The sequence below is a fragment of the Accumulibacter sp. genome (assembly GCF_031732815.1).
Lineage (GTDB): Bacteria > Pseudomonadota > Gammaproteobacteria > Burkholderiales > Rhodocyclaceae > Accumulibacter.
In genome coordinates this window covers 19,707-33,611 of the sequence record NZ_JAVMKF010000096.1, presented here as the reverse complement: position 1 = coordinate 33,611, position 13,905 = coordinate 19,707, and the positions used below count along the sequence as shown (strand labels likewise).

At 65.0% G+C, this 13,905-nt stretch carries 12 protein-coding genes and 1 pseudogene; 9 read left to right on the top strand and 4 right to left on the bottom strand.

The window, feature by feature from the left end:
- Both RKP46_RS07710 and RKP46_RS07705 read left to right on the top strand, forming a co-directional pair.
- Window positions 1–299: pseudogene (locus tag RKP46_RS07710) on the top strand (thioredoxin family protein); the annotation flags it as partial.
- A 145-nt stretch (window positions 300–444) separates the two neighbouring features.
- A complete protein-coding gene (locus RKP46_RS07705; protein ID WP_311106106.1) occupies window positions 445–1,191 on the top strand; it encodes a hypothetical protein in 747 nt (248 codons plus the stop codon).
- Between the two features lie 126 nt (window positions 1,192–1,317).
- Here RKP46_RS07705 and RKP46_RS07700 read toward each other — a convergent pair whose 3' ends face one another.
- A complete protein-coding gene (locus tag RKP46_RS07700; RefSeq protein ID WP_311106105.1) occupies window positions 1,318–2,187 on the bottom strand; it encodes an acyl-CoA dehydrogenase in 870 nt (289 codons plus the stop codon).
- A 1,183-nt stretch (window positions 2,188–3,370) separates the two neighbouring features.
- Between RKP46_RS07700 and RKP46_RS07695 the strand changes: the two genes are divergently transcribed.
- Entirely contained in the window at window positions 3,371–4,072 is a 702-nt protein-coding gene (locus tag RKP46_RS07695; RefSeq protein WP_311106104.1) for a pirin family protein, read from the top strand.
- Between the two features lie 32 nt (window positions 4,073–4,104).
- Here the strand turns inward: RKP46_RS07695 and RKP46_RS07690 are convergent, their stop codons facing one another.
- Both RKP46_RS07690 and RKP46_RS07685 read right to left on the bottom strand, forming a co-directional pair.
- Window positions 4,105–5,307 carry an ammonium transporter gene (locus RKP46_RS07690; RefSeq protein ID WP_311106103.1) on the bottom strand — a complete coding sequence of 401 codons (1,203 nt, stop codon included), beginning with the start codon at window positions 5,305–5,307 and terminating at the stop codon, window positions 4,105–4,107.
- Window positions 5,308–5,482: 175 nt separating this feature from the next.
- Window positions 5,483–6,736: a murein transglycosylase A gene (locus RKP46_RS07685; protein ID WP_311106102.1), complete on the bottom strand. Its 1,254-nt coding sequence runs from the start codon at window positions 6,734–6,736 to the stop codon at window positions 5,483–5,485.
- A 61-nt stretch (window positions 6,737–6,797) separates the two neighbouring features.
- On the opposite strand from RKP46_RS07685, the gene RKP46_RS07680 reads away from it, so the two are divergent.
- The 5 genes from RKP46_RS07680 to RKP46_RS07660 all read left to right on the top strand — a co-directional run bounded on the left by RKP46_RS07680 (window position 6,798) and on the right by RKP46_RS07660 (window position 11,658).
- Window positions 6,798–7,709: an ATP-binding protein gene (locus RKP46_RS07680; protein WP_409194116.1), complete on the top strand. Its 912-nt coding sequence runs from the start codon at window positions 6,798–6,800 to the stop codon at window positions 7,707–7,709.
- Window positions 7,706–8,653: a Nudix family hydrolase gene (locus RKP46_RS07675; RefSeq protein WP_311106100.1), complete on the top strand. Its 948-nt coding sequence runs from the start codon at window positions 7,706–7,708 to the stop codon at window positions 8,651–8,653. The genes RKP46_RS07680 and RKP46_RS07675 overlap by 4 nt, the downstream gene beginning before the upstream one ends.
- A gap of 262 nt (window positions 8,654–8,915) precedes the next feature.
- Window positions 8,916–10,010, top strand: coding sequence for an isocitrate/isopropylmalate dehydrogenase family protein (locus RKP46_RS07670; RefSeq protein WP_311106099.1), 1,095 nt, complete (start codon window positions 8,916–8,918; stop codon window positions 10,008–10,010).
- Window positions 10,011–10,062: 52 nt separating this feature from the next.
- Window positions 10,063–10,770 (top strand): alpha/beta fold hydrolase, encoded by a 708-nt coding sequence (locus RKP46_RS07665; RefSeq protein WP_311106098.1) that lies wholly within the window; start codon window positions 10,063–10,065, stop codon window positions 10,768–10,770.
- Between the two features lie 123 nt (window positions 10,771–10,893).
- Window positions 10,894–11,658 carry a ParA family protein gene (locus RKP46_RS07660; RefSeq protein WP_311106097.1) on the top strand — a complete coding sequence of 255 codons (765 nt, stop codon included), beginning with the start codon at window positions 10,894–10,896 and terminating at the stop codon, window positions 11,656–11,658.
- Window positions 11,659–11,790: 132 nt separating this feature from the next.
- Here RKP46_RS07660 and RKP46_RS07655 read toward each other — a convergent pair whose 3' ends face one another.
- On the bottom strand, window positions 11,791–12,684 hold the full coding sequence (locus RKP46_RS07655; RefSeq protein ID WP_311106096.1) for a FadR/GntR family transcriptional regulator: 894 nt from the start codon (window positions 12,682–12,684) through the stop codon (window positions 11,791–11,793).
- A gap of 221 nt (window positions 12,685–12,905) precedes the next feature.
- On the opposite strand from RKP46_RS07655, the gene RKP46_RS07650 reads away from it, so the two are divergent.
- Window positions 12,906–13,883: a TRAP transporter substrate-binding protein gene (locus RKP46_RS07650; RefSeq protein ID WP_300333616.1), complete on the top strand. Its 978-nt coding sequence runs from the start codon at window positions 12,906–12,908 to the stop codon at window positions 13,881–13,883.
- Window positions 13,884–13,905 lie beyond the last annotated feature (22 nt).

The following is a 13,905-nucleotide window of genomic DNA, read 5'->3' as shown; positions in this document are numbered from 1 at the left end:
GCCCGGCCGAGGCGAACGAACTCACTCGCACACGCCAGGCGGCGCCGCACGCCGTTCTGCTCGACGCCGACGGCCGGATCGGGCGGGCGTATCAGGCGCGCACGACGCCCCACATGTACATCATCGATCAGACCGGAAAACTGATCTACATGGGCGGTATCGACAGCGTCCCCAGCGCAGACGTGGCGGACATCACGAAAGCCACGCAGTACGTGCGCGTTGCGCTCAACGAACACGCTGCCGGCCGACCGATCAGCCAGCCGGTGACTCGCCCCTACGGTTGTTCGGTCAAGTATTGAGCGAAACCGGGCGGCAAGCGATACTGTGCCGGCGTCGGCGCGAGCCACTGCTACGCTGCGCCGATCCGCCTGTTCACGAACACGCGAAGCTGCAATCGCGTCTGCTCAACAAACCCGTTGTTTGACCCATCCCACCGGAGAAAGCATGAAGACATTTCTCATCGCCAGCGCGCTGGCGCTCGCGTCGCTCGCCGCTCCGGCGTCGGCCGACATTCGGACGCAACCTGTTCAGTTCAAAGCCGGGACGACTTCCGCGACGATCAAGGGAAAGTTGAAAGGCGACCAGACGGTCGATTACACCTTGCGCGCCCGGGCAGGACAGACGATGAGCGTCAGCTTCAGCCCGAGCAACGACGCAGCCTACTTCAACGTGCTGCCGCCGGGCTCGACGGGTGAGGCGATCTTCATCGGTTCAACTTCGGGCAACGAATGGACGGGAACGCTGTCAGCCGACGGGGAATACAAGCTGCGCACCTACCTGATGCGGAGCGCTGCGCGTCGCAACGAGTCGGTCAGCTATACGCTGACCGTCGCCATCAGCGGGGGTGGTCACGCCAGTGCGCCGGCGCGCGCCGCGCATGGCGAGCGTGCCGGCCAGGGCCGCTTCGACGCCAGCGGCCAGATCCCCTGCGCGCGCCACCAAGGACAACCAATGGGCCAGTGCGAATTCGCCGTGGCGCGCGATGCCGGCGGCAGCGCGACGATCAAGATTACGCATGCCGATGGGCGTACCCGCTTCATCTACTTCGAAAAGGGCAAGGCGACGGGCGCCGACCTCAGTCAGGCCGACGGCGACATGAGTTTCAAAGCGAGCAAGGACGCCGATCTGTTCAAGATACAGGCCGGTCAGGAGCGCTACGAGATTCCCGAAGCGGCCGTTTTCGGCGGCTGACCGGCGCTGACCCGGCACCTCCTGGCTCTCCGCTGGGCTCCTTTTCCTCGCCCACGCACCGCGAGGAAAAAAAGCCGCCGCGCGCAGGCTGCAGCGCGGCTCAGCAGCGCGACTGGCGGCGGCCGCTCAGGCCAGTACCGCCTCCGCCTGCATGCTGACGATCCCACGATCGAGGGCAGCGCGCAGCAGCAGCTTGTCGTCGCTCTCGGCATCTGCCTGCAGGGTCAGCACATCGCCGATCAAGGCTGGCGCCAGCCCACGGTAGTTGAAGTGGCGCAGGCTGCGGCGGCCGGTCTCGGCAGCAAAGCCGGCCAGCAAGGTAGCGAGCAGCGGCCCGTGGATGACCAGGTCCGGGTAGCCCTCGACCGTGCGGCAATAGTCCACGTCGTAATGGATGCGGTGCCCGTTGAAGGTCAGCGCCGAATAACGGAAAAGCTGCGTCGAGTCGGGCTTCAGGCTACGGCGCGCGCCGCCGGCCGCAGGCGGCGTGTCCGGAGCGCGGGTGCCGCCAGGTGGCGCGGCTGGCGCCGGGGTCTTGTTCTTATAGACGATGTCGTGCTCCTCGCGCAGCAGCGGGCGTCCGTCAGGCGCAGCGAGTTCGTGCTGGACGGTGACAAAAACCAGGTCACCGGAACGTCCGGACTTGTGCTCGACGCGCAGTATGGTCGAGGTCTTGCGAACCTGCGTCGCGAGTCGGACCGGGGCGAGAAACTCGACCCGGCCACCCGCCCACATGCGGTTGGGCAGTGGCACTGGCGGCAAAAACTGACCGCGCGCCGGGTGCCCGTCGCGCCCGAGGCGGTCGGCCGGCTGGCCCTCCAGAAAATACAGCCAGTGCCATAGCGGCGGAAGCTCGGCACCCGCGACAAGAGCTTCGGCCTGGGGATGGTTTACCGTCGCCGCCATCAACCGTGCATGACGCACGGCGATCAGGTCTTCATCCTGCTGTGTGCGGCCAATCCAGCTTCGCAGATGTTCAATGTCGATGTCGCTCATGGACTTGCTCCCGATTGGTCGGCCGCTTTCGGTAGCGATCACGCCGCGTTGCGCGCGTGCGGCGGCCGCTGCGCGTAGCGAATTCTACGTTGAACCAGAGCGCTGCGCGCTGGTGTAGTCACCCCGGCGCCTACTTTCTCCGTCCGCTTTGCGCAAGTTCGCCCGCGCCCTCGCGCCGGCTGTCTGAGCGCTCGGCGGCCAAGGATAAGAAGCTCGTGCTCGCCCGCCAGGCGTTGCCGCTACCGCCCCCCGATTGCCGATCGGCTGCTCGTAGGCCAAGGCGCTGCTGGCCACCAGGAGGCGGCTCGTCGCTCATCTGCCGAGGGCTGAATTTCGGCGCTGCCCCAGGCGCACGACAGCGAGCGTTCCGTCGACTCCTGCTGCGGGCCCCCATTCCGTCCGGTTCTAGGGACGAAGCCATTGCCCTGCCGTCTGACCGGCGCGACCGGCTTCCAACGCGTGACCCGAGGGCAGGGAAGCTGATAATCCCCCCAAATCCCGCCGTCGAGGCGCTTCAGTCCAACGAGGTCTATCTGCCGCGGAGTCGCTTGCGGCTGGACCCGGCGCTGCCGGCGCGGCAGATAGACGCTATTCGTGTGGCGCTGAGAGATAGCACGCAAATCAGACTCGACTGGCGTCGGCCAGGCGCGGTTTTGGCTGAGGCTTGCGGGGTGGGGATCATTGACGATGGCCTGCAGCGCAAGCCCGAGCCGCCCGAAGATCGATCGGCTTGCGGCGGCGCGTGGTGGCGGTTCTGGATGGGTTGCGGCGTTACGCACCTGTGGCCGGGCCAGGCGGCGATGAAGTCGGGCCACGGATTTTCGGCGTGACGAGAATCATCGGCGACGAAAGCCTGCCCGCGCGCACGGTTCGGCTAACCAGGAGTACGGCCTGGATTGACCCAGCCCGGTCGGAAAGCAAGCGCGATGGCCGCGATTGGGCAGCGCTAAGCGCGTCTCGGCGGCGCTTGCGAAGATCGCCCGGGCTGCCAGATAGGGCAGATTGGTCAAGCCGCGTCCAGCGCGGTGCTTCGATCTGAGGCCTTGCCCGCCATTGCCGCCAGCCGCTACGCTCGGCTGATCGGAGCAGCTCTTGGCAATATCCTGTTCTGAACTTGCTATTTTCTTTTGCGCGGGCGACTGCCATGATGCCGCCATCGCAAGCTGTCAATGGAGGCCACACCATGATCGAGCATCGTCCCTGCACCAGCCTTGGCCATGCCCGGCACGGCTGGCTGGATGCCCGGCACCATTTCTCTTTTGCCGATTACCATGATGCTGATCGCGTTCATTGGGGTGCGCTGCGCGTCTGGAACGATGACACCATTCAGCCCGATAGCGGATTCCCGCTACACCCGCACGCGAACATGGAGATCGTCACCTACGTGCGCGAAGGGGCGATCAGTCATCAGGACAATCTTGGCAACCAGGGAAGGACGGCCGCCGGAAACGTTCAGGTGATGAGCGCCGGTACGGGAATTCGCCATTCAGAATACAACCGTGAGCCCGGCGTGACCCGCATCTTTCAGATCTGGATCATTCCGGATGAGCGCGGCGGCGAGCCCTGCTGGGGATCGAAGCCGTTTCCCAAGGAGGATCGCTCGGGCCGTTTCGTTGCGCTGGCCAGCGGCATCGCGGGTGATGACGATGCCCTGCCGATTCGTGCCAACGCGCGCGTTCTCGGTGCCACCCTGCGCAAGGGCGAAAGCGCCGACTACCCGATTGACCCCAAGCGGCGCGCCTACCTGGTGTCTGCCAGCGGCAGCGTAACGGTCAATGGCGTCGAACTGGCGGCCGGCGACGGTGCTGCGATTCGCGACGAATCGCTCATCCGCGTGTCGGCGACGGAAGCGGCGGAACTGGTTCTGGTCGACGTGACCGGATAGGCTTGGCCAATCGGCGAATCCGCCGATCGTTTTCACCAGTTCGTTTCGCGCTCGGCCGTGGCGCTGATCTTGTGGATCGACAGGTCGGCGCCGTTGTATTCCTCTTCCTGGTCAAGGCGCAGGCCGAACAGGCGCTTGAGAATGAGATAGGTGATCGAACTGCCGAGCAGGGCGATGCCGATCGCCATGCCGGTCATGATCAACTGCGGCAGGAAAGCGATGCCGCCGACACCGCCCATCGCCTTGCTGCCGAAGATGCCGGCGGCGATGCCGCCCCAGGCGCCGCACAGGCCATGCAATGGCCAGACGCCGAGAACGTCGTCGATCTTCCAGCGGTTCTGGGTCAAGGTGAACATGTAGACGAACAGTCCGCCGGCGACGCCGCCGACGACCAGCGCACCGATCGGGTGCATCACGTCTGAACCGGCGCAGACCGCGACCAGACCGGCCAAGGGACCGTTGTGCACGAAACCGGGGTCGTTCTTGCCGGCGACGAGCGCGACCAGCGTTCCGCCGACCATCGCCATCAGCGAGTTGATCGCAACCAGGCCGGAAATCTTGTCGATCGTCTGCGCGCTCATTACGTTGAAGCCGAACCAGCCGACGGTCAGAATCCACGCGCCGAGGGCAAGAAAGGGAATCGACGACGGCGGATGCGCCGACATCCGCCCTTCCTTGGTGTAACGTCCATGTCGCGCGCCGAGCAGGAGGACGGCCGGCAGGGCGATCCAGCCGCCCATCGCATGCACGACGACCGAGCCGGCGAAATCGTGGAATTCTTCGCCGTAGGTCGCCTTCAACCAGGCCTGGACACCGAACGCCTGATTCCAGGCGATGCCTTCGAAGAAGGGATAGACGAAGCCGACGATCAGGAAGGTTGCGGCAAGCTGTGGGTAGAAGCGCGCGCGCTCGGCGATGCCGCCCGAGACGATCGCCGGAATAGCCGCTGCGAAGGTGAGCAGAAAGAAGAACTTGGTCAGTTCGAAGCCGTTCTTCTGCAGCAAGGTTTCGGCGCCGGCAAAAAAATTCACCCCGTAGGCCAGGCTGTAGCCGATGAAGAAGTAGGCGATCGTCGACACGGCGAAGTCGGTCAGGATTTTGACCAGTGCATTCACCTGACTCTTCCTGCGCACCGTGCCCAGTTCGAGAAAGGCAAAGCCGGAGTGCATGGCAAGCACCATGATGCCGCCGAGCAGAATGAAAAGGACGTCACTACCAGACTTGAGCGCTTCCATGCTTCCTCCTGAATTGGGTTTGCCAGGATCAAGCAATCTCCGTTCCAGGTGCAGCAGCGCTCTCTAGTCGCCCCAAGCCCTGCGTGACGGGGCGTTCAGCGCACCAATGCGGGGCATCGTTGCTTGGCCAGGCACCAGGACAAGGCGCGCTGCACCAGAGAATGCCGTTCGCCGCTCATTTTGGTGCCGCTGCCGGTGGCAGCAGCACCCACATCTGACCTTGCTGTTTCATGCGCCCGGCCTGTTGACCGGCTTGCCCACCGAATCCCCAGAAAAAGTCGGCGCGTACTGCGCCGCGGATCGCCCCGCCGGTGTCCTGCGCCATGACCAGACGGCGTAGCGGCGACGTCGAGTCGGGCAGCGTCGTCGCCAGAAAGACCGGTGCGCCGAGCGGCACGTAGCGCGAATCAACCGCGATGCTGCGCTCGCTGCTCAGCGGTACGCCGAGCGCGCCTTGCGGTCCTTCGGCCTCGCCGCCCTTGAGCGGCTGCTCGCGGAAGAAGACGTAGCTGGGGTTGGCGTTGAGCAGCTCGTCGACCCGGCCGGGGTTGGCGCGGGCCCAGTTCTTGATTCCCTGCATCGTCGCCTGCTCGAGCGTCAGTTCGCCGCGTTCGACGAGCAGGCGGCCGATCGACTGGTACGGGTGGCCATTCTGATCGGCATAAGCCAGTCGCGTCGTCGTCCCGTCGGTCAGCCGCACGCGTCCGGACCCCTGCACCTGCAGGAAGAAGAACTCGATCGCGTCGTCCACCCAGAGCAGGATGCGCTCGGCATGCTCGTTCTGCCGCCCGACGATTTCGCTGCGTGAGAAGTACGGCACCACCTTGTTGCCCTGCAGGCGACCGCGCAGACGCAGGTGCCTGGTTTCCGGAACGACACTGCTCAGATCGATGGTCAGCAGGTCGGCCGGTATGCCGAGTACCGGTTGCAGATAGGGCTTGCTGCGCGTGCGCGAGCCGCGCAGCAGCGGCTCGTAGTAGCCGGTGACCAGGCCATTCGTCGTCCCCTCTGGATTGTGCACTCGCCAGGGCTGCAGGCGCGTCTCGAAGAACTGGCGGACTGCGGTGGTAGACGGGTTGGTCAGGCTCTTCGCCTGTTCGCAGACCGTCTTCCATTGCGGCCATTGGGCGCGCGCGGCGAGCGCCCGACACGAATGCAGAAAGGCCGGCCAGGCGGCGGCAAGTTCGTCGTCCTGCCATCCGGGCAGGTCGCTCCAGCGCGCCGGCTGCAGTGTGCGCGTCGTTGCTTGGGCGGTTGGCGTTGCCCCGCCGGCCGGGGACGCCGGACAACTCGGGCAGACCGGGCAGCCCGAGGCGGCGACCGGTGCTTCGTCCGTCGGCCTGCTCGCCGGGCCGCCGCAAGCGGCGATGAGTGCTGCGACGCCGAGCAGAGCGGCGCTGCGGAGTTGTCGCGATTGGCTTTTGTCCATGCTTTGACTACAGTGTCAGATTTTTCCAGGCGCGCAGTATACCCGTCCGATGAACGACCCCCTGCAGCAACTTGCCGGCTTTCTTGCCCGGGCTGAACAACTGCTCGAGCGACTCGAACCGCTTCTCCCTCCCGCTTCACGCTTGCCCGACTGGCAGGCGGCGCACGCCTTCCGCTGGCGCAAGAGCGGTGGCTTCGCCTACCTGCAGGCGATCACGCGCCGGCCGGAGATCCGCCTGGCCGACCTGCAGGACATCGACGAACAGAAGCGGCGTATCGACGCCAATACGCGCCAGTTTCTTGCCGGGCATCCGGCCAACAACGTCTTGCTTACTGGCGCGCGCGGCTCGGGCAAATCTTCGCTGGTGAAAGCCCTGCTCAACGAGTACGCCGCCAGCGGGCTACGCCTGATCGAGGTCGAAAAGGTCGATCTGGTCGACCTGCCGGACATCGTCGAACTGCTCGACGGTCGGTGCGAGCGCTTCATCATCTTCTGCGACGACCTCTCGTTTGAACCTGGCGACGCGCGCTACAAGGCGCTGAAGGTCGTTCTTGACGGATCGCTCAGCGCCACACCGGAGAACGTGCTGATCTACGCCACGTCCAATCGGCGCCACCTGATGCCGGAATATTTCGCCGAGAACCTGGAAAACACACGCCTCGGCGAGGAGATTCATCCCGGCGAGGCGAGCGAAGAGAAAATCTCGCTTTCCGAGCGTTTCGGTCTCTGGCTGTCGTTTTATCCCTTCGACCAGACAGAATATCTGAATATCGTCGCACACTGGCTGCAGGCGCTTGGCTGCAGCCCGTCCGAAATTGACGCGGCCGAACGCGATGCCCTCAATTGGGCGATCGAGCGCGGCTCGCGCAGCGGGCGCGTCGCCTGGCAGTTCGCGCGCGATCTGGCCGGTCGGCGCAAGATCGCACTGGGCGACGAAGCGGCGCGCCGCCAGCCGCCGGCCGTGCAGCCATGAGCCCGGTCGTCGAGGTTGCGGCTGCTGTCCTGCTGCGCGCCGGAGGAACGCAGTTCCTCCTCGCGCAGCGCCCGTTCGGCAAGGTCTATGCGGGCTACTGGGAGTTCCCCGGCGGCAAGCTCGAACCCGGCGAGAGTGCTTGCCAGGCGCTGCTGCGCGAGTTGCGCGAAGAACTCGGCGTCGTCGTCGACCAGGCCTGGCCCTGGCTCTGGCGCGAGTTCAGCTACCCGCACGCCGACGTTCGTCTGCGCTTCTTCCGCATCGACACCTGGCATGGAACGATCGCTCCGCTGGAACACTGCGCCTTCGCCTGGCTTGACGTCGGCCAGCCGCCGCAGGTCGAACCGATTCTGCCGGCCAACCAGCCGATTCTGCGCGCGCTGGCCTTGCCGCCGCTGTATGCCCTGACCAATGCCGAGGAAAACGGCGTTCCGGCCGAGCTGGCGCGCCTCGAGAGCGCCCTGGCCGAAGGCTTGCGCCTGATTCAGGTGCGCGACAAGACGCTGCCGCCCGGGCAACGCAGAGCGCTGGCCGAGGCGGTGATGGCACTTGCCGGGCGCTACGCCAACGCGCGCGTGCTGGTCAATGACGATGTGCAACTGGCGCTCGCGCTTGGCGCGCACGGCGTGCATTTCTCATCCGCGCAACTCTGGCAACTCAGCCGGCGACCCGATTGCCCGCTCGTCGCCGCTTCGTGCCACACGGCCGCCGACTTGTCGCGCGCAGCCGAACTCGAACTCGATTTCGTCGTTCTCGGGCCGCTGCTGCCGACCGCCAGCCACCCGACGGTCGCCGGCATCGGCTGGCCGGCGTTCGCCCGTCTCGTCGAACGCTCGCCGCTCCCGGTCTACGCACTCGGCGGGCTGCGCCCGACGATGCTCGCCGAGGCCTGCCGGCACGGCGCACACGGCATCGCCGCCTTGCGCGGCTGGACCCCGGCGTAGCGGCACGCGGCCGGGTCGACGGCTGCGCGGCCCGCCAGATCGCCGGGTCGGCAGGCGTCCGCGGCCAGCGGCTGCCGCGGGCGGAGGGCGGGCGATCGCGTGCGTCGACCCTTGACGTGAAGCCACCCTCGCTTACAATCCCGCCGGGACCGCCTGCAAGGCGCTTCAGTTCAACGCGGGCTATCGGCTGCGATGATGCCGGCGACTGAATCGGGCCCTTTCGGCGCGGCTGATCGACGCTGTTCGCGTGCACGGAACAAGAATGAAAAAAGAGCCCCGTTTCAGTATCGCAGTTCTCCCCGGCGACGGAATTGGTCCGGAAATCGTCGCTTCCTGCCTCGAAGTGCTGGCTGCGCTACACGAACGCCTGGGCGGCATCACGCTCGACTATCGTCATATCGAAGGCGGCGCTGCTCACTACCAGAAAACCGGCACGGCGTTCTCGGCGGACAGCCTGGAACAGTGTCGACAGGCGGACGCAGTCCTCTTCGGCGCGATCGGCCTGCCGGACGTGCGCTACCCGGATGGGACCGAGATCTCGACCCAGTTCGATCTGCGCTTCGAACTCGACCTCTACGCCGGCCTGCGTCCCATCCGCAGCTACCCTTGCCTGCCGCGCGTGCTGGTCGATCCGCGCGGCGCGCAGATCGATCTGGTCATCGTGCGCGAACAGACCGAAGGACTGCTCTATTCGCGTGGCCGCGGCACGCTCGAGGCCGACAGCATCGCGCACGAAACGATGAAGATCTCGCGTGAAGGCAGCCGCAGGATCTCGGAGTTCGCTTTCCGGGTCGCCGAGCGCCGCGCCAGAAGCAAGCGGCGGGTCGCCCACGTGACCTGCGTCGATAAGGCTAACGTTCTGTCTTCGATGGCGTTTTTCAGACGGGTATTCACCGAAGTAGCGGGCGCCTACACTGCGGTCAGGGCGGACTGTGCGTATATCGACTCGACGGCAATGCATCTGGTCAAAGCGCCCTGGGATTTCGACGTGGTGCTGACCGAGAACGCTTTCGGCGGCATTCTTTCCGACCTTGCCGCCGGGCTGGTCGGCAGCATCGGTCTGGTCCCCTCAGCCGACATCGGTGACCGGCACGCCGTGTTTCAGCCGGCGCACGGCAGCGCGCCCGATATTGCCGGGAAAGGCGTTGCCAATCCAGTCGGCCAGATCCTCTCCGCCGTGCTGATGCTCGACTGGCTCGCCGACCGCCACGGCGAGCCACGCCTGGCGCACGGTGCGCGCATCATCGAACGCGCCGTCGAGCGCGCGCTGACCACCATCCGCCCGATCGAGTTTGGCGGCAAGGACGGCACGTCAGCAATCACCAAGGCAATCATCACGCAAATCCGCAAGGACTGACGCCGCGCCCGCGGCCGATCAACCGCCTGCTCACCACACAAGGACACTGTTCATGACCTCCGCGACCCCCTCGGCCCCGGCCGCCAGTCTGCTGCCGACCGTCGAGCACTCGACCGGCGAAACCCCGCACTTTTCGGTCATCTGGCTGCACGGCCTGGGTGCTGACGGCCACGACTTCGAGCCGATTGTCGAAGAGTTCGACCTCGACCGCCTGCCGCCGATCCGTTTCATCTTTCCGCACGCGCCCATGCGTGCCGTAACGATCAATGGCGGTTACGTCATGCGCGCCTGGTACGACGTCGTCTCGCCCGATTTCGCGCCCGGGCGCGAGGAAGCAGAAGGCGTGCGGCAGTCGACCGCACAGATCGAGGCTTTGCTGGCACGCGAGAACGAGCGCGGCATCCCCGCCGAGCGCATCGTCCTGGCCGGATTCTCGCAGGGCGGTGCAGTCGCCCTGCACGCCGGTCTGCGCCACGCGCAACGCCTGGCCGGCGTTCTTGCCCTGTCGTGTTATCTGCCGCTGGCCGACACGCTGGCCGACGAAGCGCACGCCAGCAACCGCCAGGTTCCGCTGTTCATGGCGCACGGACGCAACGACCCGGTCGTTCCTTACGACTACGGCAAGCGCTCGGCCAAGCTCCTCAAGGCGGAAGGCTACCCGGTCGAATGGTACGCCTACGACAGCGAACACACGGTTTGCGTCGAGGAACTGGGCGACATCGAGTCCTGGCTGCACCGGATCGTCAGCGCCGCCTGCTGAACGGCGGCACAGCGGACGGCGGCGGGCAGAAGAAATCGCCGTTCGCTGCGGATTACCCCTCGACGCACGCGGCAGACTTGGCTACACTTGCATGAAATCCATCCGTTTTGTGGGGAAACCGTCATGCGCCGCGTCGTCTTCAATCAGAAGGGAGGAGTGGGGAAGTCCACGATCGCCTGCAACCTCGCTGCCGTCGGCGCTGCGCGCGGCCGCAAGACGCTCGTCCTCGACCTCGATTCCCAGGCCAACGCCTCGCGCTACCTGCTCGGCAAGTCACTCGCCGAGCAGAAGAAAACGCTGGCCGAATTTTTCGACGACATTCTCGGCTACCGGCTATTTCCGGAGGCGATCGAGGCTTTCGTCGTTCCGACGCCGTTCGCCAATCTCGCCGTCGCACCCGCCAGTTCGCGCCTTGACGAACTGCACGGCAAGCTCGAGTCGCGTTACAAGATGTACAAGTTGCGCGAGTCGCTCGACAAGCTGCAGGGCTATGACGACATCTTCATCGACACGCCGCCGGCCCTCAACTTCTTCACCCGGTCGGCCCTGATCGCCGCCGATACCTGCCTGATTCCTTTCGACTGCGACGACTTTTCGCGGCAGGCACTGTACGCCCTGCTCGACAGCGTGCGCGAAATTCAGGGCGATCACAACCGGAACCTGCGCGTCGAGGGAATCGTCGTGAACCACTACCAGGCGCGGGCCAACCTGCCGGGGCAACTGGTCGAGGAACTGCGTGCGGAAGGCTTGCCGATACTCGATGCCTTTCTCTCCGCTTCGATCAGGATTCGCGAGTCGCACCACCAGGCCACGCCGATGGTCTACCTCGACGAAAAGCACAAGCTGAGTCGCGAGTTCACCGCGCTTTACGACCTTCTGCGTTCCTGATCCCGGACCTCGCCAGGCGCCCAGCCAGCCCTGGCGCCTGCGAGGCAGTCGCGCCGGCTCGGACGGGCGGCTCGTCGGCAGCGAACGCAGTGGCGTCGCCGGGACGCGGTCAACTGCTGTCCTTGCGCTGCGTCATGACTTCCCGAAGGCGATGGGCGCCTGGCTGCCCGTTTCACCGCTGGAGCGCGTCAAGCGAGCAGCGGTCTGCGCGCTGGTGGGCGGCGCATCGACCGACTCTTCCTGCGCAAGCTGGCGCGCGAACTCGCCACCATCGCCGCGCCAGAACTCGCGATCGGCGGCACGAACGCGCTGCGCGGCCTGCACCATGTGTTCCGCCGCGGCGGCGCGCGCCAGGCTGGCATCCCCTGCGGCAATCGCGTCGACGATGCGTTGGTGTTCCGCCTGCACCTGACGGTAGAAATCCTCGCGCCGTGCCTCGTTTGCCCGGGTCACGCGGACGGCGGCCCGGATCGGCTGGGCGAACATCTCCATCAGTCGCATCCAGTACGGGTTGCCGGTCGCCGCGGCAATCGCCTGGTGAAAGCGGGCGTCCTCTTCGACGCCATCGGCGCCCGCGGCGACCGATTGTTCGATCCGGCGTAGCGAATATTCGATTTCCGCCAGTTGGCCCGGTGTTCGGCGCAGCGCTGCCAGTGCAGCCGACTCGGCTTCCATTCCCTGGCGCACCTCGATCAGGTTCAACAGCGCTTGAATCGACTCTTCGGTCAGGCGATCGCTGTCCGTAACCCAGTCTGGCTTTGCTTCGCGGACGAAAGCGCCGCTGCCCTTGCGGGTTTCGAGCAGGCCATCGCTTTTCAGAATCGCGATCGCTTCACGGAGAACGGTCCGGCTGACGCCGAAGTGTTTGGCCATCGCCAGTTCCGATGGCAGCCGCGTTCCCGGGGCCAGGTCATCACCTTGAATCTTTTCGAGCAGCATTTCAGCGACGCGCGAAGCAAGGGTGCCGGTCTTGAACGTGGCGGCTTGTGGGGTCGAACGTAGCGTGAAGGGATTGCTGGTTTCCATCTGCTGCCTCTTGGTGGTCCAGATGTCGAAAGAAACAGGGAGTTCCTTGGAGCACGAGTATACAGAAAAAATCGCTGACTCTTCTATTGACTAGAAGCAGTATATGTTGTAGCCTGCGAATAGACAGCTTTCAGACAGGTTAGACTTCTCCGAACCGAGAGCGAAGCGTGGGGTTGCCTGCTTGCCGGTTGTCGTGCCCACCTACACCAAAGGACTTGCCAATGAAAACACCTCGACTTGTCGCATCCCTGATCTGTGCGCTGACTCTGACTTGCTCTGCCGGTGTGCTGGCGCAGACGGTTTTGAAGATCGGCTTTACCGCCACCAATGATTCTCACTACGGCACCGCGGCTAATGTCTTCGGCGAGGAACTGGCCAAGCGTACGAACGGGCGCTACAAGCTGCAGAACTTTCCTTCATCGGCGCTCGGCGGCGAGCGGGAGATGGTCGAGGCCGTGCAACTGGGCTCGCAGGACATGGTGATCACCTCGACCGGCCCGGTGGGCAACTTCGTTCCCGATACACGTGTCTTCGACATTCCTTTCCTCTTCCGCGACTACGAGCATGCGCGCAAAGTGCTTGACGGTCCGATCGGACAGGAGGTGCTGACCAGGTTTCCCGGCAAGGGCCTGGTTGCACTGAGCTGGCTGGAAAACGGCTTTCGCCACCTGACCAACAACAAGCAGCCGATTACCGGCCCGGAGAATCTGCGCGGCATGAAGATCCGGACGATGGAGAACAAGGTGCACATGGAAGCGTTCAAGACCCTTGGCGCCTTGCCGACGCCGATGGCGATGAACGAGTTGTTCACCTCGCTGCAACAGGGAACCGTCGACGGCCAGGAAAACCCGATTCCGGTGATTCTTTCCAACAAGCTCTATACGGTGCAAAAGCACCTGACGCTCGACGGGCACGTCTATTCGCCGGCGTTGCTGCTGATTTCGCCGACGGTGTGGGCAAAGGTCAGCGAGGCTGACCGCAAGGCCTTTCAGGAAGCGGCCAGGCTTGCCTTGGCGGCGAACCGCAAACGGGTCAACGAAGACGAGGCGAAGGGCATCGCGATCATTCGGAACGCCGGCGTCAGCGTCGTCGAAAAAGTGGACCTTACGCGCTTCCAGACCGCCGTCGCGCCGGCGTACGCGGTGTACGCCAAGGAATTCGGCGCCGACCGCATCAAGAAGATCCAGGACGTCAAGTAAAACCCTCGCGAAAGGACGGGGC